Annotated in this window: 21 protein-coding genes; 11 read left to right on the top strand and 10 right to left on the bottom strand. The window is 48.1% G+C overall.

Annotated elements, in window-relative coordinates; all coding sequences use genetic code 11:
* Positions 1-192: 192 nt before the first annotated feature.
* On the bottom strand, positions 193-753 hold the full coding sequence (locus ACR6Z4_RS23960) for an FKBP-type peptidyl-prolyl cis-trans isomerase (RefSeq protein ID WP_479719855.1): 561 nt from the start codon (positions 751-753) through the stop codon (positions 193-195).
* Positions 754-932: 179 nt separating this feature from the next.
* Positions 933-1,250: a phasin family protein gene (locus ACR6Z4_RS23955; protein WP_479719854.1), complete on the bottom strand. Its 318-nt coding sequence runs from the start codon at positions 1,248-1,250 to the stop codon at positions 933-935.
* A gap of 238 nt (positions 1,251-1,488) precedes the next feature.
* Here ACR6Z4_RS23955 and ACR6Z4_RS23950 point away from each other — a divergent pair, with 238 nt between their 5' ends.
* The 5 genes from ACR6Z4_RS23950 to ACR6Z4_RS23930 all read left to right on the top strand — a co-directional run bounded on the left by ACR6Z4_RS23950 (position 1,489) and on the right by ACR6Z4_RS23930 (position 5,068).
* Positions 1,489-1,869: a TIGR03792 family protein gene (locus ACR6Z4_RS23950; RefSeq protein WP_479719853.1), complete on the top strand. Its 381-nt coding sequence runs from the start codon at positions 1,489-1,491 to the stop codon at positions 1,867-1,869.
* Positions 1,870-2,009: 140 nt separating this feature from the next.
* Complete coding sequence (locus ACR6Z4_RS23945; RefSeq protein WP_479719852.1) at positions 2,010-2,363, top strand: zinc ribbon domain-containing protein; 354 nt, start codon at positions 2,010-2,012, stop codon at positions 2,361-2,363.
* Between the two features lie 945 nt (positions 2,364-3,308).
* Positions 3,309-3,524, top strand: a complete 216-nt coding sequence (locus tag ACR6Z4_RS23940; RefSeq protein WP_479719851.1) for a hypothetical protein — start codon at positions 3,309-3,311, stop codon at positions 3,522-3,524.
* 482 nt (positions 3,525-4,006) lie between these two features.
* Positions 4,007-4,720, top strand: a complete 714-nt coding sequence (locus ACR6Z4_RS23935; protein WP_479719850.1) for a tetratricopeptide repeat protein — start codon at positions 4,007-4,009, stop codon at positions 4,718-4,720.
* Positions 4,721-4,795: 75 nt separating this feature from the next.
* Positions 4,796-5,068, top strand: coding sequence for a hypothetical protein (locus ACR6Z4_RS23930; RefSeq protein ID WP_479719849.1), 273 nt, complete (start codon positions 4,796-4,798; stop codon positions 5,066-5,068).
* Between the two features lie 170 nt (positions 5,069-5,238).
* On the opposite strand, the gene ACR6Z4_RS23925 is transcribed toward ACR6Z4_RS23930, so the two are convergent.
* Positions 5,239-6,993: a lipase family protein gene (locus ACR6Z4_RS23925; RefSeq protein ID WP_479719848.1), complete on the bottom strand. Its 1,755-nt coding sequence runs from the start codon at positions 6,991-6,993 to the stop codon at positions 5,239-5,241.
* Positions 6,994-7,621: 628 nt separating this feature from the next.
* On the opposite strand from ACR6Z4_RS23925, the gene ACR6Z4_RS23920 reads away from it, so the two are divergent.
* Both ACR6Z4_RS23920 and ACR6Z4_RS23915 read left to right on the top strand, forming a co-directional pair.
* A complete protein-coding gene (locus tag ACR6Z4_RS23920; RefSeq protein ID WP_479719847.1) occupies positions 7,622-8,941 on the top strand; it encodes a cysteate synthase in 1,320 nt (439 codons plus the stop codon).
* A 75-nt stretch (positions 8,942-9,016) separates the two neighbouring features.
* A complete protein-coding gene (locus tag ACR6Z4_RS23915; RefSeq protein ID WP_479719846.1) occupies positions 9,017-10,720 on the top strand; it encodes a GH3 auxin-responsive promoter family protein in 1,704 nt (567 codons plus the stop codon).
* Between the two features lie 110 nt (positions 10,721-10,830).
* Here the strand turns inward: ACR6Z4_RS23915 and ACR6Z4_RS23910 are convergent, their stop codons facing one another.
* Both ACR6Z4_RS23910 and ACR6Z4_RS23905 read right to left on the bottom strand, forming a co-directional pair.
* Positions 10,831-11,040: a hypothetical protein gene (locus ACR6Z4_RS23910; protein WP_479719845.1), complete on the bottom strand. Its 210-nt coding sequence runs from the start codon at positions 11,038-11,040 to the stop codon at positions 10,831-10,833.
* 242 nt (positions 11,041-11,282) lie between these two features.
* Positions 11,283-11,483 carry a hypothetical protein gene (locus ACR6Z4_RS23905; RefSeq protein ID WP_479719844.1) on the bottom strand — a complete coding sequence of 67 codons (201 nt, stop codon included), beginning with the start codon at positions 11,481-11,483 and terminating at the stop codon, positions 11,283-11,285.
* Between the two features lie 436 nt (positions 11,484-11,919).
* Between ACR6Z4_RS23905 and ACR6Z4_RS23900 the strand changes: the two genes are divergently transcribed.
* Positions 11,920-12,750 carry an endonuclease/exonuclease/phosphatase family protein gene (locus ACR6Z4_RS23900; protein ID WP_479719843.1) on the top strand — a complete coding sequence of 277 codons (831 nt, stop codon included), beginning with the start codon at positions 11,920-11,922 and terminating at the stop codon, positions 12,748-12,750.
* Here ACR6Z4_RS23900 and ACR6Z4_RS23895 read toward each other — a convergent pair.
* From ACR6Z4_RS23895 to ACR6Z4_RS23875, 5 genes are all read right to left on the bottom strand, one after another.
* Positions 12,714-17,435: an nSTAND1 domain-containing NTPase gene (locus ACR6Z4_RS23895; RefSeq protein ID WP_479719842.1), complete on the bottom strand. Its 4,722-nt coding sequence runs from the start codon at positions 17,433-17,435 to the stop codon at positions 12,714-12,716. The genes ACR6Z4_RS23900 and ACR6Z4_RS23895 overlap by 37 nt on opposite strands.
* 26 nt (positions 17,436-17,461) lie before the next feature.
* Positions 17,462-18,382: a DUF1822 family protein gene (locus tag ACR6Z4_RS23890; protein WP_479719841.1), complete on the bottom strand. Its 921-nt coding sequence runs from the start codon at positions 18,380-18,382 to the stop codon at positions 17,462-17,464.
* Between the two features lie 82 nt (positions 18,383-18,464).
* On the bottom strand, positions 18,465-19,241 hold the full coding sequence (locus tag ACR6Z4_RS23885; RefSeq protein WP_479719840.1) for a hypothetical protein: 777 nt from the start codon (positions 19,239-19,241) through the stop codon (positions 18,465-18,467).
* Positions 19,242-19,300: 59 nt separating this feature from the next.
* On the bottom strand, positions 19,301-19,723 hold the full coding sequence (locus tag ACR6Z4_RS23880) for a type II toxin-antitoxin system VapC family toxin (RefSeq protein WP_479719839.1): 423 nt from the start codon (positions 19,721-19,723) through the stop codon (positions 19,301-19,303).
* Position 19,724: 1 nt separating this feature from the next.
* Positions 19,725-19,937, bottom strand: coding sequence for a hypothetical protein (locus ACR6Z4_RS23875; protein WP_479719838.1), 213 nt, complete (start codon positions 19,935-19,937; stop codon positions 19,725-19,727).
* A gap of 185 nt (positions 19,938-20,122) precedes the next feature.
* On the opposite strand from ACR6Z4_RS23875, the gene ACR6Z4_RS23870 reads away from it, so the two are divergent.
* From ACR6Z4_RS23870 to ACR6Z4_RS23860, 3 genes are all read left to right on the top strand, one after another.
* Positions 20,123-21,112 (top strand): 2-hydroxyacid dehydrogenase, encoded by a 990-nt coding sequence (locus ACR6Z4_RS23870; protein WP_479719837.1) that lies wholly within the window; start codon positions 20,123-20,125, stop codon positions 21,110-21,112.
* A 190-nt stretch (positions 21,113-21,302) separates the two neighbouring features.
* Complete coding sequence (locus tag ACR6Z4_RS23865) at positions 21,303-22,352, top strand: ABC transporter substrate-binding protein (protein ID WP_479719836.1); 1,050 nt, start codon at positions 21,303-21,305, stop codon at positions 22,350-22,352.
* The gene (locus ACR6Z4_RS23860; RefSeq protein ID WP_479719835.1) at positions 22,340-24,085 is read left to right on the top strand and encodes an ATP-binding protein; all 1,746 of its coding nucleotides are present in this window, start codon (positions 22,340-22,342) and stop codon (positions 24,083-24,085) included. The genes ACR6Z4_RS23865 and ACR6Z4_RS23860 overlap by 13 nt, the downstream gene beginning before the upstream one ends.
* Positions 24,086-24,087: the final 2 nt, after the last annotated feature.

Raw genomic sequence — 24,087 nt, 5'->3', positions numbered from 1 at the left:
CAAGGGGGACGGCGACAGCCGGGGGTTGAATAAGACGCAGCTTCACACTAAATCGGTATAACTTAATTGCGTAGGTCATTAAGTTGAACATCAGAAACAATGGGGTGGCGCGGCTCAGCCGCGCCACCCCATTATTTCACCAGAGGATTTGCCGCAGGCAAAATAATAGCACCGTTCAAGACGAGATCGGGTTTAACCCCCAATCTTCAACAGTTCTACGTCAAACACCAACGTGGCATTGGGTGGAATGACGCCACCCGCACCGCGCGAACCATAGCCCAGATCCGGCGGGATAATCAGTTGCCGACGACTGCCGACTCTCATGCTGCCGACGCCTTCATCCCAGCCTTTGATCACTTGACCGACGCCCAGTTTGAAAGAAAAAGGACGATTGCGATCGCGGGAACTGTCAAACTTAGTGCCATCTTCTAAGGTGCCCGTGTAGTGAACGGTTACAGTCTGACCAGGTTGGGGGGTGGCACCCGTTCCTTCTACCAGGTCAACGTATTTGAGTCCAGACGTTGTCGTCGTTACATTTGCTTCGCTAGCCATATCATCTAAAAATGTGGAAGGTTGTGTTTCTTCGGGAGCTTCAGCGATCGCACCTGTGGCAACAATCTCTGGGATTGTTTCGGTTATTTCCGGTTGAGACATTTCAGCGGCGATCGCCTCAGAAGGCTTGTTTAACTGGGCAACCACCAGAAACAGGCAACAGACGACCATCACCCCTAGACTGATAAGAATTTCTCTCACAATCTGTTTTCCTCTCATTACAAAATCCTAACGTTGCAGATAAGGTTCAGCTATAGCCCGTTTCTCAGTGTACTCGCCCATCTAGCGCTTATATCACCTATTTCCATGAATGACGATGCATGAATGACGATGGTGTAGACCAGGGGCGCAATGATAGCAAAGACAATGACTCAGAATCCCTAAAGCCGATTTTCCAGGTCGCGGACTTGCCGTTCCAGGCGATCGATTCGCCCTCGCAACTCATCCATCTCGTTTTGCCGAGGCACCCCCAAATCTTGCAACACATTGCGCAGCTGGCGTTGAAATTGCACTTCCCAGTTTCCTTGCTCCGTCTTCAGTTGCTTCATCAACTCATTGACAAAATTATTGGCTTGTTCGGAATCCAGCTTGCCATCTTTCACCCATTGGTCGCTAACTTCACGCAATTTATCGGCAACTAATGACGTTGTGCCAATGCCAATCATTAACAACTGTCTAATTATATTGTTGCTATCCATATCAAACCTCCGGTTTATGAAATCCCCGATCTCTATAACTCTGGGTAGCCAAAAATTTAGAGAATAAGATTACAGTCTTATTCTTACAAATTTGTTTGGCATTGCTAAACATTAAGTGTGAATTTGAGCAGCTTTAACACTGCTAAATCGGCATCTTTTGGGCAGTCTATAGAAGAATTCTTTCGTAAGACAGACCTGACAGACCATACCATTTGGAACACTAGTAGGAATTAGGGTAATGGCAGAACTTTGTGCATCAAGTTTTCGCAGCGTTGACTCAGCAGAAATGTTTTCGGCAGAAATGACTATGGTAATTGAGTGTCTAAAAATCCATGTTGCTCCATCTTTGAGAGAAAGATTTGTGCAAAAGGATGAAGAAATTTGGACGCCAATGCTTTCAGCCTACCCTGCCTTTTTGGGTAAGGAAGTGTGGATCAGCCCCGATGAGTTATCAGAAGTTGTTTTGATCATTCGTTGGGAAAGCTTTGAAGGATGGCAATCGATTCCCGCACAAGAGCTACAGCGGGTTGAAAACGAATTTAACGCAGCCCTGAATGGCGATTATGAAATCGTCGATTCTTCTCGATATCAGGTGCGTAAGTTTCTACGGGAAGGTTAGGCATGTAACCCTACATTCGGGATGAATTTGCGCGTGAAACCGAAGGTTTCACGCGCAAATTCATCCCTAAAATCAGTACCGCCAATTTTATGGATGGGTGTACTAGGATTGAACAGTACTGCATTGACGATGTTCTTCTGATGGCTGACTGTCCCCGTTGTCGGCAAGTGATAGATGCTCAAGCGATCGCCTGTCCCCATTGTCACTATGTACTCAAAGCCCATGGTCACCCTGGAATTCCGCTCTATCGAGCCGAGGGCAAAGACCCCCTATGTGACACCTGTATCTACCATGCAGATGACACCTGCAACTATCCCCAGCGCCCCTATGCCAGCGATTGCACCCTGTATACCGATGTTCATCCGCGAGAACTGGTGAAACGGGTAACGCTTAGCCCCAGCCAATCGCTGACACTCTGGTTAAGACGTAATGCCGTATGGTTCATCCTGTTGGGGATGATCGCTGTCAGTTTATTGTTGGTGTTGATCGGGTAGCCTGACCCTGACCTGAGCAACCCGATATTCTTTGGGAAATCACGCGATCGGGCGATCGCAGCGGATGACGTGAGACCTTCACAATTTCCTCAAAATGTTTTTGTAGGTTGGATATAGAGCTAGATGTGGGCAGCATTTAGCAGGAGATCTCGCGAACAGCGATCGCCCTGGCGACGTCCAAACTCAGGTAGCCCCGGAAATGTAATGATTTTTTGTGGCGCGGGCGACGCCCGCGCCACAAAAAATCATTACATGGATACCATGACCCAAACTCATAAAGAATAGGGATAAAATTCTCTCCGGATAGAGAGGAATGTTTTATTCGAATTTCTTTAGAATCAGAGACGCAACATCATGCGAAACTATCTCTGCTTCAGTGATGTTATAGATAGGTAGGTAATTTTTTGAAACGCTCACGGCGTGGGTGTTCTATAAAATTATCCGCCCAGTTGAAACATACCCCTTGGTCTGATGCTGTCTCATTCTGATCCAAACGGCTGATTCCTCAGTTTTTGTTGGGAATTATAGCTCTACACCATCCAGTTAGGACATCAGGGGGTGGGGACGGTGCCCCCACGCAGGGGTTCCACCCCTGCACCCCGTCCTCACCCTGATGCGTACCGCTATAGGAAGATGACGGCTTTCTGGTGCAGAGAAATGTAAGAGGTAGGATGTTCTATTAATTTTCTACACTCTTTATTTCCAATCAGTAGCTGGTGTTGCACCATGGGGGTTTGGGGATTGCACTCCCACGATGGGGTTTTAGTGTTCATCTCAGAGTTTGACAGATCAGCTCAACGACTCGACTGAGCCACTGGTTAACCTCCGAACGGCTGACAACAAAGCTCCTTCATGCCTTTACGCACCTCTTCATTGGCTCTTTTAGGCTCACTACTGACTACGAATGGCTCCTACTGTCTTAATTCTCTTCAAGGAGGTTGAATCGTGAAAGTTGGTCGGTTTTCTGTCGAAATTCCATTTCCCTGGAAAGATTTTGTTGGTCAAATGCTATTTAGCCCGTTATCGAAGGTCGTCTGGAATCCATCGATCTTCTGGTTTGACTATAAAATTCAAAAATTAGAAGAATGCTTAATGTACGACCCAGCGGAAATGATTGAGTTTTTAGAACGCTGTTGGATGAATAGTGTTGAAAAAACCTGAGTTAAGTGCCGATAAACAGGGTACTCGCCCGGAAAATAGCCGTTTACTGCTGAATTTATTTAAAAGTTCAACTCGGAATTATGGCTTTTGTCAGAAGGCTTTTGTCAGAATCAGGACTTGCGTGACCCTAATATGTTTACGGTGCGTTATGGCTAGCGCCTAACATACCCTAAAAGGGGATATGTATTTGCTTACAAATCCCCCCGTTAGTCCTTTTGTTGAAATGATCGAGGATCAGACAGACGAGGGTTCAGCTCAAAGGCTTCGCTCGTTTGCCCCTTACCCTGTCTAGATCCATTCAAAATGGATAGCACCAGAGCAGGGGATGAGGAATTTTTGCACGGGTTAGTGTTTCAATCTATTTCCTGGCATTAAGTAAACTAACATCCCGATCCGTTAAGGGTTACAGTAAATTCTGCCTGAGTTTGCCAGAAAGGGAAGGTTCTTAATTGTTAGGGTTCTGTTTTGTAAAAGGAATTGGTATGAAAATTGGTACATTTCGGTTGAGCAAGATAGGCGTACTGGCAGCAACGGTGACTGTTTTGGGTGGGTGTCTTACTGGCTTGTCTGTAACTCCGGCGATCGCCCAGGAAAATGGCGACATGATTTTACAGCAAGACGGTGTTCTTCAGCCTGCTTACCGAGAACATACGTTTACTGGAAAAGCCGGACAATCTGTCACCATCACCATGACCAGTGATGACTTTGACTCACTCCTGTCATTACTCGGCCCCGATGGTCAAGAAATTGCGTACAACGATGATGATGGACGCAGCCTAAACTCCAGAATCATTGCCACCTTGCCCAGTGATGGCGTCTATACGATTCAAGCGCGTTCGTTTGGGGGCATGGTAACGGGCGATTACACCATTACCGTCCAACCGGCAACGCCCTACGATATCGCGTATTCTGAAGGCTTAAATCTTTATAACAGTGGTGACTATGAAGGGGCGATCGCTGCTTACGATCGCGCCATTGCCATCGATGCCACCCATCCAGAAATCTATATGTCTCGCGCCGATGCGTTGTATGGGTTAGCACAACAACTCCGCCCGGAAGAAAAAGAAGCCATCCTGACCAACTATCGGCGGGCATTGGAACTGTATGAACAGTCGGGCGATGAAGATGCTGCACAAATGCTGCGCGACCAAATTAATTATCTGGAGTCGCCAACACCCCCGATGGGTCCCTTTTAGAGAACGTCTGGTTTTAGCATAAATTGGAATGGGAACCCTGCGGGTTCCCATTCCAATTTATGCTGGGATTTAGCAATGCCCTTTCAGACGAAAAATATGTTTAAAGTCATTGCCAACGACAGCTCTCAAGAATTTGAACGCTGGACAGATGCATTAACTGCTGCCAAATCTCTGATGCCGCAGAGCAAAACCTTGACTCAAGATATTCGTATTTATTTATTTGATGAGTTGATCTGGCTATACAGTAGAGAACACAAATATCCCAAATACATTGGGGCGGGCACCTACGATCGGTTGGCTCGCTTATTTGTTCAAGAAGCTCTAGAAGAAAACGGTACTTCTAGCTAAAAGCGAAGGGTTGTGGACTCAAAAAAATACAGGTCGATAGCTGATGGGCTGATAAATCTCTGTAAGGGCAGGTTTAGCAAGTCTCTGATCGCTTTGCAGTCGGCATTTCGGCGAAACCTGCCCCTACGATGGAATGCGCTTTCTGGTACTTTTGTCAGTCAATCAGGTGTTTAAGTTTCATCGTCGGTGAGGCGGGTTTTTTCTAACTCGATCTCAACTGCCTTTTTCAAATTACTAATGTAATATTCCATGCGGTGATCTTTAACCATATCGAAGCCCGGTTGGATTGTATCTCGTAGTAGCCCAACTGCCAAGTCTGCCAGCCGAAACAGTGGATTGGGATGCGTGATCAACGTGCCCCGAAAATCGAAGTAGATCATTTGCCCCAGGTGGACATAAATACGGAATGGGTTCCATGGTAAATAGGGGGGTGGAATGTGCGGAACAATGTCATTGTTATTGACAAATCGATATACTTTGCCTTTGAGTAATAGCCCAATTTCGGTCGCAAACACGATGTCTCCGACACGGGGTTGCCCAAAGGTATAAAGTCCTTGCACATTAAATTTACGTTTAATTAAAGACGAGGCAGCGACGGTTGCTAATGCACCCCCCAAACTATGCCCGGTAATCAAAATGGGTAACGGTTGCGATCGCCCTGAATTCCATCGCTGAATCTGCTTGATCACATTGGCTTCCACGCTATTCCAGGCTGTTTGAAAGCCTCGATGAACCTGCCCTCTAGGAGGCGTCCAGTCTTCTTCGAGCGGTTCCATCGCTGACTTCAATGCAAATTTTTGCAGTTTAGTACTAAAGTTAGTTTGCCAATCTTTGAGTTCTTGACTACCCCGAAATGCCAACACCATAAAGTCATCTGTGTGGAACATAAATGCCTGGGTGTCTCGCGCTTTATTGTTGAAATAGCGGAAGTTATTTTTAACATCAACCGACCACCGCTGAGAGATTTCTGCGACATAGCTTAAGTCTTCATAAATCAACTGAGAGGCTTTCGCTAAACTAAGTGCTGTTTGTACATCAAAATCTTTTAAACCTTGACTCAGATCGACAAAATCGGTTTCTTGGTAGGGTGTAGGAATAATGCGATAGCCAAATTCTTCAAACAGTTTGATCACACCCGAAAAGCCATAGGCGTGAATGTAACTATAGAGTTGATCGTAAAACTTAGAAGCACCGGGTCGCTTGTAAGTGCGATCGGCAATTAAGCGAATCCAATAAATCATCCAGGGACGGATTTCGTTGGCGGTAAATAACCCCGATTCAACAAAATAGCCAAAGTGCTCCAGCCCATTGAGCATTTTATTAAACCAGTCGCGTAGCGCCGTTTCAATTTGATAAATTGCCAGCGTTTCTTCATCGAGTTGCCCATTATCTTTGAGCGCGTCAATTTCTGCTTGCCGTTTGATCCGATCTTCATGACCGGCAAGAGCAGCGCAAAGTAAATCGTTGTTGACGCGGAAGATAATGCGCTGCTCTCGATGAACAATTTCGTAGTCTCGATATTCTTCAAAATCTAAGATTTTTAGTGCTTTCCAAATGTCGGGATCTTGTTCGAATTCTTTGACAGTTTTACGCAAAAATTCAATGCGATACCAGACTTCGTTGCGGTTGTAATGGTAGACCCCGATCGCAATCGCCAATGCCCCTGCCAGTAAAGCCACTGCCAACAGCCATTGGGCAGCTAGGTGCGCCGCGTCGTCGTAGTCAATGGATGGATCACCTGGGGAATCAACCGGGAAATCAACTGGCGGCTCACCTGGCGGTTGTTGGGCGATCGCCCTTTGATTAGATCGATCGATTGGCGTAAGCGGAGGCGAACTGGGTTGGGCTAAGGGTTGGGCTAAGGTAGGAATGGCGATCGCGACTGACGCACATAAAACTGCCCAAAAAACCTGCTTACCCCTCATACACACTCCTGTTGTTCTCAAATTTGGGCTTGTGATATCAGCAAACCTTAATCTATCGCTGGCTGCAATCACCCTACTGGGTAGACACAGCGGCATTTTTAAGATCGGGATGATTTTTTGTGACCCAGGCGAAGCCTGGGTCACAAAAAATCATCCCTTTATAGAGTTACGTAAGGACTGGTTGTGAGAGGCTCTAACCCGCAATCTATCCCTGGCAGGATGTACACGGGGATGGAATCGGATAGGTTTCATGCTGGCAGATTAAAACAGCCGTCAGCGTGTAGGTTGTCACCTTAACGATTGAGAGCGACAAGACAAACGCCTGCCAGAGCAAAGCTTTTGCACTCTTATCTGAGTCATTTTGTAAAAGCGAGTGGGGGTACCCTTGAGCGTTGTTCTACAGCTCTGTTGAGACGATGGTTTAACCTGAACCTTAGCGTTCACGTCAAAAAGTTTATCTCTGTTAATTAGTGCTGTATAGTTTATCGATATGTAACAGATAAATTGTTTGATTTAGGTCAAGTGTATGTGCTGATTTGAGAAGTGGTCGAACTTATGCCATAAGTTTGCCCCATGTTATTTAGGATCAATTTTGGATTTTGCAGTCTTTAATAAGGACAGGTTTAAGGTGTTGCAAACCTCTCTTCAGTTACTGAACAGTGCCAAGTATGTCCTTCGCTGCACTGCATGTGGGGCAGACTACGAGCCAGATCCATTTCGTTTACAGTGCGATGTCGATCACGAGCCTTCCCTTTTACGTGCGATCTACCACAGCAAAAAGCTTGAGGTCAAAAAAGAACTGCCGGGTTTGTTCCAGTTTATCGATTGGTTACCAACCGAACAGTACCTGGAAGTGGTTGGCAAACCTATTACGTATGAAAGTAAACATCTTGCTCAGTATCTCGGATTAGAAAATTTATTTATTAGTTTTAACGGTTATTATCCTGAAAAAAATGCTCAGTTGCTGACGTGTTCCTTCAAAGAGTTAGAAGCCCCGTCTGTACTGGCAAGAATTCCTAAAAATCATCCGCGCACCTTAGTCATTGCCTCCGCCGGAAATACGGGCAGAGCATTCGCCAATGTTTGCTCAGACTGGCAAATCCCTTTATTTCTAGTTGTTCCAGAAAAAAATGTGTCGGCAATTTGGTCTATCCGACGGTTTCACCCCAGCGTTTGTCTGGTCGTAGTGGGCGGCGGTGGAGATTATTCTGATGCGATCGCTCTGGGTAAGTACATCAGCCAGCTCAACGAATTTTTCCCGGAAGGTGGAGCTGCCAACGTTGCCCGACGCGATGGCATGGGGCTGACGGTATTAGATGCTGCCGTGACGATCGGGCGCATTCCCGATCACTATTTCCAGGCAGTCGGTTCAGGAACCGGGGGTATTTCTGCCTGGGAAGCCAATTTACGGTTGCTAGAAGATGGGCGATTTGGCAGCAACCGGATGAAGTTGCATCTGGCACAAAATGCACCGTTTAACCCTATGGTCGATGCCTGGAAAACGCGTAGTCGCTCAATTCCATTGATCAGTGAAGATGTCGCAAGGGCGCAGATCGATCAAGTGTCTGCCCAAGTCCTGACAAATCGGCAACCCGCTTACCCATTGGTGGGGGGTCTCTATGAAGCCCTGGTGAATACCGATGGGGCAATGTATGCCACAACCAATGACGAGTCTGAGCGTGCCAGAGTTTTATTTGAAGAATTAGAAGGAATTGATATTGGGCCGGCAGCCGGGGTAGCCACGGCGGCGTTGATCCAAGCCGCAACTGCCGGGAAGATTGGCAAACGGGACTATACCTTACTCAATATCACCAGTGGCGGGTTCAAGCGCATCCAGCAAGATTATCCATTGCAGTATCTTGAGCCTAGTATGGTATTTGCCCCCCATGAAATTACGTTGGATGGTGTGATGGAGCGCATGAAGCAACGTCTTAAATTCTCAGCGTAATTTTTAAAGCAACCTCACTCTCAAATCAACGTCATTCTTAAATCAATACATTCAGTTTCGTTTTCAAGGCTATCGATGGTAAATCCAGTTATCTCTTTATCAAGTGCGATCGCACGCCAATCTAAAGCCAGTTTTGTGCGTAAAACCCACCAAACTGAACTCATTCAAGAACGGTTTTTGCGATCGCTATTACAGACGCATCAAAATACAGCGTTTGGACGAGATTATAACCTCTCTGACATCAAAACGATAGACCAATTTCGTGAGCGAATTCCGGTGCAGCCGTATAGCTTTTATGAACCCTATACGCGACGTATGGCAAACGGTGAAGCGAACGTTTTGACTGCCGATCCAGTGATTTACTTTAATTTAAGTAGTGGGTCTACTGGAGAGAAGAAAATAATCCCGGTGACAAAGCGATCGCGCCGATGTAATTCGCGTGCGGCGCAAGCCGCGATGGGCTTTGTGTTTGATGCCGCAAAACGCGATCGCAAACCCCTGGGTAAAATGCTCTACCCAATTTCTGTCAAGCCTTTGGGTCAAACCAGTGCAGGTATTTCCTATGCCCCCGTCAGTACCAGTCATTTGGGATTGCTGAGTGCTTTCTATCGTCAGTTTTTTGCCTATCCCTTTGATGTATTCAATATTTCCGATACCCAGACGCGAACCTATATCTGCCTTTTGTTTGCCCTACGCGACCCCAACCTGCGAGCCATTGGCGCAACATTTCCGGTCTTGGGGCTACGCATGTGTGAGCAAATGGCAGACTATGCAGAGTCTTTCATCCAAGATTTAGCAACCGGAACGCTTGCCGATTGGCTTCAGTTAGAACCTGATCTGCGCGCCAAGCTAGAGCGGCAATGGTCGGCAGATCCCAAGCGGGCGGCTGAGTTGCGTCATATTGTCGCGACCTATGGACGCCTTACACCAAAACACGCCTGGACAGACCTATCATTTATGGTGACGGCACGGGGTGGCACGTCGAGTTTTTACTTTGAACGGTTTCCCGAATATTTTGGGGATACGCCGATTTTTGGTGGCATTTATGCCTGTGCTGAGGCAACACTGGGAGTTCACCGAGATTTCAATACGGATAGTGCCATTTTGGCGATCGAAAGTGCCTTTTTTGAATTTATTCCCGAAGACCAATGGGAGGTTGAATATCCCAAAACCGTCTTACCGTGGGAGGTCAAAAAGGGCGATCGCTATCGCATTGTTTTCTCCAACTACAGCGGGTTTTATCGCTATGACCTAGGCGACATCGTAGAAATTGATGGGTTTTGCGGACAGGCACCGTTGATGATTTTCCGCCATCGCCGGGGCGGAGTGATGTCTTCTTCGACGGAGAAAACCAGCGAATTTCATGCGATTCAGACCATGAAAATTTTGCAGAAAGAGTTTGGGGTTGCTCTGGAAAATTTCTGCATTACCCTGTCAAATGATGCAATTCCACCACACTATCTGGTCAACATTGAGCTTGCTGCCGGGCACACCCTGCATGACCCCGAAAAATTTTTGCAACTGTTTGATGACACGCTGAAGCGCGTTCATGCTTTTTATGAAATCAAACGGCGCGACCAAATTCCACTGCCTCGCCTGCGGATTCTCGCACCTGGCAGTTTTGCCCAGTTTCGTCAGCGGCTGATTGTGCGGGGTATTGCCGAAGCACAGATCAAGTTTCCGTTGGTCAGTGAAGATCGTGATTTGTTAGCAGGGTTAACGGTGCTGCAAGAAATCCGATTGGTAGGCGATCGCCAACCCACCTTAGGGCAAGTATAAAGTTCGCTGATTTTAATGATTTTTTGTGGCGCGGGCGACGCCCGCGCCACAAAAAATCATTACTTTTTTAGGACTACCCCATTTTTATAGAAGATGTGTGACCGCTGAACTCAACCCGTGAGCGATCGCCACAACCAATCCCAAAATCCTTTTACCTGATCCAAAATCTCATTCGGACCAATACCAAATACAATCTGCGCGCCAAAAACAATCAACGCAATAAAAATTGCCGTGGTAATCGTTGCTTTTACAACTTTTACCAACCAGGTGAAAATAAGAAACGAAACAATAACAGCAGCAATTAACAGAACTAAATTCATGTGTCGTTAATCTCCAGCATCACCGTTAGATAAACGACTGTGAGGCAAAGGGGTTCCGGGCAGTCAACGATATTTAAGCAGTCAACGATTAAAATTCTAACGAACGTGAACACACCCTTCGGCTGAAGTGTGCTGGCTAAACCATTGGCTACCCGGTTTTGAGTCAGAGACAACGGTCGTTGAGCAAGGGCAACGGTTCAAATCGGTTGAACTAAAACAACTCTTAACAAATAAGAGGTGTCTTACTTTAATAGCCTAGTCACTCTCACATCATACTCGGCGGCTGTAGGAAAGTCATGTCGTGCCTGATAGCGAGCGGTATAATCGGCTGTGGTTCTGGAATCCGCATCAATTTCATAGCGGGTGGAATTGTTGCGACAAGCCATGTCGTTTTGCCCCAAATATTCCCGAATATCGACAAACACTTCATAGGTGTGAATCATAGGAGGACCTCCTTATTCAGTCCACAAATGAGAATAAACCCAAGTATAGGGAGGTCGAAGCGGTCAGTCGGCAAACCAATACAATTCTTCAATTGCGTAGCGCTATCTTTTCCAATTGCTACATAACGTAATCTTGATTCATTTTTGTTATAAAGCAATCTTACAGCGCTTCACGCCTGGATATGGTTCAATTTTTTGGTGTGTGCCGCGCTCCGCGCGGCACACACCAAAAAATCATGATGTTTCCAGAACTACCCTGATTTGATGCGTGAACATGATCAGTTGTGCAAGCGCCTGCCCGAAGGACAGGCGCTTGCACAACTGATTTAGGATCGCTATAGCTATGGCTGGAGTAAAACTCATCGCGTCAGGGTGCGAATATGCAAAAATGCCAGAGTAGCACTGATGTGGGGCATTAACGACTGTGCTGAAAGTGGTGAGCATTAATATCCTTTTTGACCTTGATTATTGGCAACAACGACGCGATTTACTGGTAGCAGGGCTAGCCGCCGAGCAAGCCGATTTAATTGGGGTGCAAGAGGTTAATTTTCAAGCGAATACAGGGCAGTGGTTAGCAGACCAATTGGAGATGCCCCATGTCTATCAAGTGCCCTTTCGCAAGCGAGCGTATGCTCAAGGTCCAGACTATGGGGTTGCCATTCTCAGCAAGTATCCATTTGTATGGCGATCGCCGCTTGATTTACAAGGACAGGGTCGATTGGCGCAAGCGGTTCAACTAGAGATCCATCAACAACGAATTGTTTTTTGTAATGGACACTATTTTTGGAAGCCTGGTGTTTCATTAGAACGCTTGCAGCAAGTAAAGGTATTGCTGAAGTGGTTGGATGAAGTATCCCCCGATTTACCCGTGATTGCCGTTGGAGACTTTAACGCAACACCCAATACGCCAGAAATTGCATTGATGCGCGATCGCTTCAGGTCTGCTTATGCGGCTTATCATGGGCAAGAACCGCCGTATACGTGCCCTACGCCCTTAGTTAAAGGCGAATATCCCCTCATTCGCAAGATTGCCCACCGATTGCGAGGGATATGGGCAAATCGTAGCCTCAAACCCTGGCGCGGCACCCTCGACTATATTTTTGTCAGTTCGTCCTTCACCGTTGATGATTGCCGCATTATTTTGAATCAAGCAGCAGCCGATAACCCTAAAATCTATCCTTCCGATCACGTCGGGATAGCTGCCGGTTTGTCATGGGATAAAAATACGATTCAGTTCATATCTGAGGGAGAGGAGGTCGATGGGTAGTTACAAAGCGTGCGATCGCTCTCCATTACCGTAGAATTATTTTTCAAGTAGTCGCTAACCCAACGACACCCTTGTGCCATCAACCGATCGAAACTCAGATTCCACAAAATCACGGTCTGATCTTCGCCCGCAGACGCCAAGATTTGACCATTGGGGCTAAAACTCAGAGCAGAAATTCTACCCTGATGCCCTTGAAAATTTTTCAACAAACTCCCGTTAAGACTCCAGATTTTTACGATTCCATCGGCTGTTGCAGAGGTTAGCGTTTGCCCGTTGGGACTGAACATCACACTGCTCACCCGATTGTTATGACCACTCAGCGTCATCAATAATCTGCCATCCCGCCACCAAATTTTCACATAGCCATCGGCACTTGCCGTTGCCAACATTTGCCCATCGGGGCTAAAACTTACCTGGTTAATGCGGCTGGTATGCCCCGCAAAAACTTTGGCAGGGGTGGCTGAAAACACACCCGAACTATTCCGTTGCCACAGGTAAACCACATCGTCTTCTCCCGCAGCCGCTAGCTGTTGCCCATCTGGACTGAACGCCAGCGATGCCAGCCAACTTGGGCTGCCGCTTAAACTCTGCACAGGTTCAGGATTGAACGTCATAGTATTCGTCCGTCGCCAAATCTGGATGGTGCCATCTTCTCCGGCTGCTGCCACAAGCTGACCAGTGGGACTGAAACTGACATCAAACATGGGGACTTGCCCCGATAATGTTTGCAACAACTTCCCGTCAGATGTCCAAATCTGGACGTTGCCATCTTTTCCGGCACTCGCTAGCAGTTGACCGGATGGGCTAAAGTTAACTGCATTCACCTGTTCAGCCTGCCTGGGTAAAAGGGCAACGGTAGTGCCGTTGGGTTGCCATAACGCGACAGTGCCCGCTGCATTTGCAGTTGCCAATAATTGACCATTCGGACTAAAGCTGACGTCGGTAATCGGTGCTTGTTGTTGGGGTAAATGATTCAGAGGTAGACCATTAGGATGCCACAAACGCACGGTTTGGTCGGCACTGGCAGACGCCAAAACATCGCCTTTGGGATTGAAACTGACACTATAAACCGGAGAGGTATGTCCCTCTAAAGTTTCAATCAAGGTGCCGTCAGGATGCCAGATTCGTATCGTATTGTCGGCACTGGCAGAGACAAATGTTTCACCATCGGGACTAAACCCGATTCCCCAAACCCGAGTTGCATGGGCTTGAATCATGCGGTCTGGCTCAACGGGAAAGGTGTGATTGTGCCGTCGCCATACCCATATGTTGCCGTCATTATTGGCGGAGATCAGGAGTTGCCCATCAGGGCTAAAGGCAATGCCGTTGACAGGGGTATGCTGCTGTTCCAGGGTGGCAATTAAGCTGCCATCTCGTCGCCATACTTTAACGGTACCATCGGTTGCACTGGATGCTAGTGTTTGTCCATCGGGTGCAAAGCTGACCGATGAAACCCACCCCTGATGCCCTGACAAAATTGCAGAGGGGGTGGATGCTAAACCCGTTCCCTGATATTGCCAGAGTTTGATAGTGCCATCGGCACTGGCAGAGGCAATCATGTGTCCATCGGGGCTAAAGCTAATGCTATTAATCTCTTGGTCGTGGGCTTGGAGAACGGTGAGCAAACTACCATCTCGTTGCCACAGCCGAATCGTGCCATCGTAACCCGCAGACACAAGCTGTTGACTATCGGGACTGAAGCTGACGCTACGAACGCGATCGCTATGCCCTTCTAAGGTCGCAATCAAACTCCCATCGGGTTGCCAAAGTTTGATCGTATTATCATCACTGGCAGACGCGAGCAGTTGACCGTCTGGACTAAAGCTGACACTAATAACGGTGCGCGTATGCCCGTCTAAGCGATTGTATTCTCGAATGCCGTAAATAATTTGATGCAGTGACACCATCAACTTCGTTTGTGTCTCTGAGTCCAGATCGCGAGAAGCCGACAGTTGTTGCCCGGCGCGCAAAATTTGCAACAGTGCTTCTAACTGTTTACCAGAGTTAAATAATTCAACCGACGACGTACTTAAGGATTCGGTTTGAGCGCTAGTTTGTACTGTTTCTGCGCGATACCATTGCAATAAGCCAAACGTCGTTAGACTCAAAGCAATGGCAATATTACTGGCAATGCTAATGATCTTAAATCGTCGTTGGCGATCGCGTTTTTTTTGTTCATGCGATCGCAACTGCAAACTCTGTTGAATAAACTGCTGTTCCGCCAAACTCAAGTCTTCTTGACGGGTAGCAAACCAGTGTTCGGCGTGCGATAGAGAAGCCCCTCGCAATAACCCATCATCGTCGTGTTGATGACTTTGCCATTGTCGTAACGTATTCCGCAGTTGCTCTTGCCAGGTGCGAAAGTTGCGATCGTCTTGAAGCCACTGCTGCAACCGTTGCCACTCTTGAATTAAAGCTTCATGGGCTAACTCAACTACTTCCTCTGCTGCCGCATCATCTCGATGGCTAACGACTAAACGAGCATTGACCAGCGCAGAGACTAAACACCAGGCGTGTTCTCCAATTTCCGAACGGGTTGCCAAGCGCCGCGTATCTGCCGTACCGGCACCCGGATGAACCAACTGGGTAAAAATCTGCTGGGCTTGTCGCTGGGCGGACACGTCTAAAGCCGCATAAAATTGCTCAGCATAGCTGGCCAGAACGTGTTCGACACCACCAATGGCATCATAGGCGGCGTGGGTCAGATAGCCCTGGTGTTGTTGCTCCCAGAGTAAGGTGAGGGCAAATTCTAGCAAGGGTAAATGTCCAGGAGATGCTTCGATGGCATCTAAAATTCGCTCTGTTAGCCCGTCTGCTAATTGGACGCCCCGCACATTTGCAGGTTTTTCGGTGGCTGCCCGCAATTCCTCTCGGGTCATCGGTCCCAATAATTCGGGTGGGTAGCGGCGCAAGGCTTCAGCCAGGGGACGGTACGCCAATGCATATTCGCAAAAGTCTGCTCGCAACGTTAATACGAGCGTCAACGGTGTCGGTGCCTGGATCGACGTAAGTAACGTATCTAAACACTCCTGGCGATCGCTTTCAGAACACAGCGAATAGAATTCTTCAAACTGATCGGCAACGAGTAAAAAGCGTTGGGTTTGCGTTTTTTGCAAGATCCGATCCACCACCTGGGTTAAGGGTAGCGATCGCGATTGCAGGGCGATCGCCAGCTTATTCACTTCGACCAATTGATCCGTTTCACTTCGATCAGGCTCTAATAACGGAATTAACGCTTCTGCCAGACGATAGAAGGGGCGATCGCCAGAGCGAAAATGAGCGATCGCCCACGTCCCAGTCTGCCGTAACCGGGGCACCAGACCTGCCAGGACGAGTGAGGATTTGCCACTGCCCGACGAACCGATGACAGCAACGAGGGGACGGGTTTGAACCGCAGTAACCAGATGATCGGCTAATGCTTCTCGTCCAAAAAATAAAGCAGCATCTGCTTCCTGGAAGGCGGAAAGTCCCTGATAGGGGCAAGCAGGGATGAAGCGGTGGGGGGATGAAGCGGTAGGGAGATGAAGCGGTAAAGAGATTCCCTGGGATGGCTCAGTTTGGGACTGTCCGGACGCGAGCAGGGTTTGCCAGGTGAGGGTAGGGGCAGTAGGATTTTGGCAAAGAATGGGTAGCCAGGTGGCGCAAGGGCTTTGGGCTTCGAGGGCTTGCAGTTGTTCGCGGGCTTCTCGGATCGCCAGGTGCAGGGGATATCCGTGGCAAAATCGAGTCAGGAAATGGTTGAGAAAAGTTTGCGCGATCGCATCAGGAACGGGTTCGCGCATCACAATCATGTGGGGAATATGGAGTTGCTCCAGTTGATGGGCTAAGCCCAGACCATCGCAGGAGTTAAAAATTGCCAGCTTTAGCCCTCGTCCAATCGCTTTTTTGAGCCCATAGGTCAGTTCATCTAAAGACAGGCGATCGCAATCACTCAGTTCAATCTGTCCCGCTTCGCCATTGCTAAAACTGGTGCTGTGTCCGGCAAAAAATAAAATATCCCAGCCCACTTCATCCCAGAGGTGCTGCTGTAACACATCGCGTTTGGGTTCGACTAAAAAGACGAGTTCTGTTTTTCCTAATAAGGTTTGTAATAAAGCCTGATCTGCGTCAATATCGATGCCGTCTCGGTTGCCTAAGATGGCTAAAATTCTCGGTTGCTGGCGCAACCCCATTGGGAATTGGATACGTTCATACGTTGGTGCACTTAACGACAGTTCTGCGGCAGGATAGCGCTGTAAGATATCCCACAAATGCCATGGGAGATGGCGTAAATCTGGGTCTTCGGTTTGTAAGATGAGCTGAATCGAATCTTGAGGAGAAAGTTTTTCTAAAAATTGTTCTCGGATGGTTCGAAACGAGGTTGCCGTTAGCCATTGATGCAGTTGTTCAACCAGACTTCGGGCAGCCTGTTGACAGTCGCTGATCATCGTCGCCCTCGATCCCCGAGTAATCGGATTGGGGCGATCGCCCAGGCGAAACACCAGGGTCAAATTACGATAGAGCGATCGCCAATGGTGATAACACGCTGCCAGGTCGGGCGCAGGTGGGAGTCTACCTTTAACTCGGGCGATCGTGTGCGGCACAGCCGGGTGCTGGGCAAAGTCCTGATCCTCTCGAATTTCCAGCACCACTGCACCGCCCAGATGCAGCGTACCGTCAATATCCAAGATGACTACTTTCCCCATTGATTCCCACCTGCGTTTAGCTTGCCTTAGACTCTAAACCCTTCTACAACACGAGTCTGCCCAAAATCCAACGCAATGCTAAATTGCTCGCCCGGTTGCCCGGTGAATTCGTATTGCAAAAAGTTATCTGCCTCGCCCGCAACCACTTCTCTAAACACGTCTCCCGTGTCCGTCAAAATTTGCAGTTGCAAATGCGGGGGTAAATGGGTGGCTTCGGCTACCGTACAAATCTGCACTTGAATATTGATGTGCTGCGGATCGTCTGGAATGAGGCTGACCATCATGCCCAAAGGGTCTTGCCAGGGGGATAGATGGATTAATTTGGCACGCCGCACCGTGGCTTTCCGAAATGCCAGAGCAAATTGCGGTTCGCCCAAAATTTCTTCTGCCACTACCCACCCTTTTTCGAAGGTGCGCTGCAACCATTGGCTGAGGTGGGTGAGCGGCATCGGTACGGGGGCTTGATGGGCCTGGGCTTCCACGTCACTCAGGTAGTCGAGCAGGGCATCTAGCGATTGCAGACGGGCGATCGCCAGCATTCCTTCCGTGTCTGGTAATTGTGCAGCCGTGGCAAACCCCAGAAGTTCAACCTGGTCAAGAGTTTCAGCAAACTGTACAGCTATGCAACCCAGGGCATCCGGGTGAATCGGCACGGGTAAGGCGATCGCATCCTCCTGGGGTAACAGCGGACGACACTCTAACCGTCCTAATCCCGGTAAAACCAGATCTGCTGCATCAAATAATGCTCTAGCCGCAGGATTCCAACTATCACTCTGGTGCAAATCACTATCAATCTGGAGCCAGCGCAAATATTGCTGTACCGCCCAGACTGCCAGCGTATTTAAGTAAACCTGTTTGCCCTTAGCCGCATCTATTTGCTCAATGGCAAATTGGTGTGCCCATTCATGGGCATCAGCGCTGATGGGGACGGTGAGAGACGAAGCCATAAAAGAGGTCATAAGCAAGGGTGAGGAGGGTGATCAGGGAGAGTCTGGTGCTGGACAATCTGCCCTAAACCAGGTGAATCAATTACTCTATTTCTCTATCAGGCTGATAGCCAAAATTTTGGGCGATCGCTCGCAACAGGGGAATACCTCTATTTTTCCAATGCCAGTTGAGAGTGTGATAGTTGATCGCGTATTCGCGAGCAAGACTGGCAAGGCGATCGGGCGGATGCTTGAGCAGCAACCGTAAACTCAGCATCTGACAATGACAATCGGGATAGGCTTGGGGATGGCACTGCCGTAATTTCTCATCGGGATCGGCTTCAATATACTGCTGCAACTGAAGCCCAATCCGACTGCGCTGGTGCTGCGCTTGTGCCTGCCGAATTTCGTCCTCCAGTTCCCATAACGTATAGGCTCCGGGTGTCGGCAACTGATCACCAAAGCGTGCCCCCGACTCCGTTCCCATGGGTGCATCCAATGATAGGGGCGGTTTTCGGGCTTGTGCCTTAAAATCTGCGATCGCACTGCGAGTTTTACTAGAACTGGAAGGGGTAGATGTTGGAGGGGCGTGCAATTCCCGCACTTTAAATTTCAGCCGAAGTTTCAGATTGATCCAGGCGGTCAAACTACTTTCCAACGACGCTTGCCGAGGTTCAAACTCTCGAATAGAGTCTCCTAACGCCATCCATGTATCATTTAACACAGCGGCATAGTCCGGATGGCTCGACTTCGCTAACCCTGGAAGATGTTGAATTTCGCGGAGTAATTGGTTCATGGCTTTGCGCCACTGCACGCTACCCGTGGGTTGCTGCTGAACTGTTTCAATTAAGCGACGCAGGTACGCATCCCGTTCATCCATACTGATTTCAAACACGTCCTCAATAGATAGAGCTGAACTGCGACAAGTGAATCTTTGGTTTAGATTGTCCAATCTTCTCCCCGTAAACCTGCAATCTGCTTAAAATCGGCGAGGTTTCTTGTCAGCAGCGTAGCATTGTTGAAAATAGCGATCGCAGCAATTTTCAAATCCATCGAACCCAAACGTGAATAGGTTTTGCGAAGGCTTTGAAAGATCTGTCCTGCTTCGTTATCAAAGCTAACGATAGGAATAGTACGGTAGTTAACAAGATGATTTTCTAGCTTGCTATAGGCTATAACCTGAGCTTCAATCGAATTTGTCTTGGCTATGTAACTGATCCAGCCACGCATTTGTTCTTCATATGTAATGATTGTTGTTGCAACTTCATTAGCTGGAACACTTGCAAGTTTGCTTAATAACAGTCGTGCAGACGTGCCTCCGCGTTCCAATACACTGAGGTGATCGGTGTCCAAGAGGTACATCTTAAGATTCAGATTCCACGTCAGATAACTGCTTTAAAGATTGTCGATATTGATGCCCGTGTTGCATCGCTTCTTCGTAGACGGGATCATCAGCAAACGTATTTGCGATTTTTGCCCACCAAGGCGTTTCAATTGCAGGCGGAAGGAAATGCTTAAGTTTTGCAACTTCAGCCTCCAAAACAGCTAGTCTAGTCTCCAAATCAGCAGGCGACATGCGGATTGCCTCTCCTGAACACTTATCGTAATTATAAGTACTGTCTGTTGACGCGTTGCTAATTTGGGTTACGAAATTTGGCGTGAGTGCTACGCAGAGCAAGGCATTCACAATAAATTAGCAAATCAAGCGAAAGCGATCTTTAATAGAGACACACCTCAACCGATGCTATTCGGGTTACTGTTATGGCTCGACCGCTGGTTTTTGTCACTCGTCGTCTACCGGGCGATCTGTCTCCGCTGCACCAGATTGCTGATGTTGAAGTTTGGGCAGAACGCTCTCCACCACCAGCTGAGCTGCTGCTAGACAAGGTCAAAACCCTGGATGGCTTGCTCTGTCTACTGACCGATCCGATTGATCACAGTTTGATCGAAGCGGGTGCGGCACTCAAGGTGATCAGCCAGATGGCAGTAGGGTACGACAACATTGATATAGCCGCAGCAACGGCACGACGCATCCCAGTCGGACATACACCCGGCGTATTGACCGATGCCACTGCCGACCTAACCTGGGCATTGATTATGGCAGCGGCGCGGCGTGTGGTAGAAGGCGATCGCCTGACCCGGTTAGGTCAGTGGAAAACCTGGGAACCAGACTGGTTGCTGGGACCAAATGTGACGGGGGCAACTTTGGGCATTGTCGGGTTCGGGCGCATTGGTCAAGCGGTTGCCCGACGGGCGCAAGGGTTTGAGATGCAGGTGTTGTATACCAGCCGACATCGCTGTGATGAAGCGTTAGAGCGATCGCTTAACATCACATTTGTGCCGTTTGCAGAGTTATTGCAGACATCCGATATTGTCACGATTCATACGCCTCTATCGGCAGACACCCATCATCTATTCGGCGATCGCCAATTTGCTCAAATGAAATCGTCTGCGATTTTGATCAATACAGCACGCGGGAGCATCGTTGATCCAGACGCTCTATACCGGGCACTGAGCCACCAGACCATCGCAGCCGCAGCCTTGGATGTGACAGAACCCGAGCCGATTGCGATGGAGAGTCCTCTCTTAACGCTGGATAACCTGATCATTACGCCCCATATCGGCAGTGCTAGTCAACAAACCCGCGCCAAGATGGCATCTATGGCGATCGCCAATTTAATAGCAGGTCTACAAGGCGATCGGTTACCCTTCTGTGTCAATCCAGAGGTTTACTCGTCATCCGAACCATAACTTGAAACCCAGCAACAGCAAGATTTTGTTGGGTTGTGCTGACGCTGACCTAACCGACGCCAGACTCTACACAAACTCTACGCCAGACTCATGGTTTCGGGAGTTGCACCAGTCCATCCGGTAGCCATATCGTTAGCCCCCCGTCTCATGTGGGCACATTAGCTGAATAAGCACCTTGAGGCTGTGACACATGGGTAGAAAAACTCAAATTCAATCCCCCCCCTGGCGTAAGGATTTTTTACCTCTTAACAGATGGCGATCGCTGAGTGTTTTCTTTGCCTTGACACTGGTCACCAGTCTCTTGATCCATGCTTGCAACCTGCTACCGCATCAACTGGAACCGTTGAAAGTGGGGATCAGCAGCTGGGCAGGCTTTGATGTTGTGCTTTATGCCCAAGAAGCAGGCTTATTTAAACAACGAGGATTGGACGTAGAACTGATCCGGTTTGAAAATCAGCAAGATTCCACGCGGGCAATGCTGCGCGGCACGTTAGATGCTAATTTTGCATCGCTGTGGGATGTGGTGCAATCGGCTTCGGGCAGCGATCAGCCTGAAGTGGTGCTGATCACAAATATTTCCCATGGTGCCGATGGCATTGTTGCACAGCCTGACATCAAATCTGTAGACGATCTCCGTGGCAAACGAGTTGGGGCTAAACTCGGCACCGTCAACCATTTAATTTTGCTAGAAGCCCTCAAGCTACATCAGGTCAAACCCGAAGAGGTCAAGGTTGAAGATATTTCTAATGAGGTTGCGGTTGAACTAATGGAAACGGGAGCGCTGGATGCTGCGGTCATTTGGCAACCTCTGCTCGGTGAAACGGCTGCCACAATTAAGGGAAATATCATTTTTACAACCCAAGAAATTGATAGCTTAGTCATTGATATGTTGGTTTCCCGCTCAACCATTACCCGCACCAAAAAAGCCGAACTGACTCAATTTATTGCCACCTGGTTCGACATTATGGATGCTGTGGAAACGAATCCCGATGAGGTGTTTCAACACGTTGCCCTAAAACTGGAGCAGACTCCAGAGGCATTTGCCAGTGACTATGCCGGTCTGAAAAAGGGTGACATTACCATGCAGCAGCAGATGTTTGAGTCGGGTCGTTTGCCTGAAGCGATCGCTCAACTGTCTGAACTATTGAAATCTGATCCGCGTGCCGGACGGTTGCCCCGTCAGGATGTAAAGATTAACAAAGAACTAGTGAAAGCAGCGATCGAGGTATGGCAATCATGACCCAATGGTTGCGTTCCCATAGTTTGTCGCGACGATTGTTAGTGAGCATTGGCTTGTCTATTACCACCATCGGTTTGGCAACCCTCGGCCTCAACTACCGACTGATGCAGACTGACTTAGAAACGCAAGTTTATAAACAAGCACAATCGATTACGCAATCGCTTGAGTTTTCTACGGAAGGATTACTGGAGTTAGAAAATAAGAGTATTCTGCGTCGGGTGGTGCAAAATTTTGCCACGATCCCCGGTGTAATTGAAATTGCCATTGTTGACCCCGATGGTATAGCGATCGCTCGCAGCCCGCAAGATGCCACCCGTCAGCCCTACAATTCTCTCTATCCGCAACTGAAAGAAGCGCTCGATCAAGCCGCTACCACAGGGGTTGAAGTTAGCCAGACCATGATGTTGGATAACAAACCTGTTGTGGTGCAGATTCTACCCTTTAGCAGCACATTATTTGGTGTATCCCAACGGCAGGGTGTGACCATCGCCTTGATTGATTTCAATCAAATGCAACAAGCTGCCAACAAAACATTTATCACCTCAACTCTGACCTTATTTGTTGGCATCGTCACCATTTTGTTGCTCATGGGTATATTGCTTCAGCACAATGTGCTAAGCCCCTTGCAAGCATTAAGTGAAGCCGTCATTCAAAGTAAAAAGACAGGCATCTTTCCGATGCCAAAAACCCTACCGACCAACGAGATTCAATTCTTAGCCAGTACATTTGATGGTGTCTTTCGGCAATTAGAAATCCACGAACAACTCAAAGCCGAAATTGCTCAACGGCAACAAATCGAAACCACCCTACGCGAAAGTGAGGCCCGAGAACGTAATAAATCTCATCAACTTGAGCAGACGATTGAAAATTTAAAACAGACACAAGCGCAATTAATTCAGACTGAAAAAATTTCGTCTTTAGGGCAATTAGTAGCAGGGGTCGCCCACGAAATCAATAATCCAGTTAACTTTATTCATGGCAACTTGCCGCATATCCAAAACTACGCTGACAGCCTTCTATATCTCATCCAACTCTACCAAAAGCACTATCCCGAGGCCATTGATGAAATCGTCGCAGAAGCCGAAGCGATCGATCTTGAGTTTTTACAGCGAGATTTACCCAAACTCCTCAATTCTATGAAAATAGGCACCGATCGCATTCGTCAGATTGTGCTATCGCTGCGTAACTTTTCACGCATGGATGAATCAGAGTTCAAAACAGTCAACATCCATGAAGGGCTGGACAGTACATTGCTAATTTTGCAGCATCGGCTGAAAGCAAGACCAGGATGTGCAGAAATAGAAGTGATCCGCGACTATGGCGATTTACCCCTGATTGAATGTTATCCCGGTCAACTCAATCAGGTGTTTATGAACATTCTGGTCAACGCCATTGATGCCCTGGATGAACTCAATAACCCGTCCGAGCATCCAGAAAATCAGAGCCACCCCGGTTGTATTACAGTGCGAACGACATCACTCAATGCAGACTGGGTTGAAATCACCATTTCAGATAACGGCATTGGTATGCCAGAAGGCGTCCACAAACGCATCTTTGACCCATTTTTCACCACAAAATCGGTGGGCAAAGGCACCGGGATGGGAATGCCAATTAGTTATCAAATTGTCTCTGAAAAACATGGAGGCAAGTTAGAGTGTTACTCCAAATTGGGCGAAGGCACGAAGTTTATGATTCGCATTCCTGTCCAACAACAAGCGCAGGATGCTGCCTGACA

This window comes from Calyptranema fuscum S582 (genome assembly GCF_055793305.1).
This window is presented reverse-complemented; position numbering and strand designations above follow the sequence as displayed.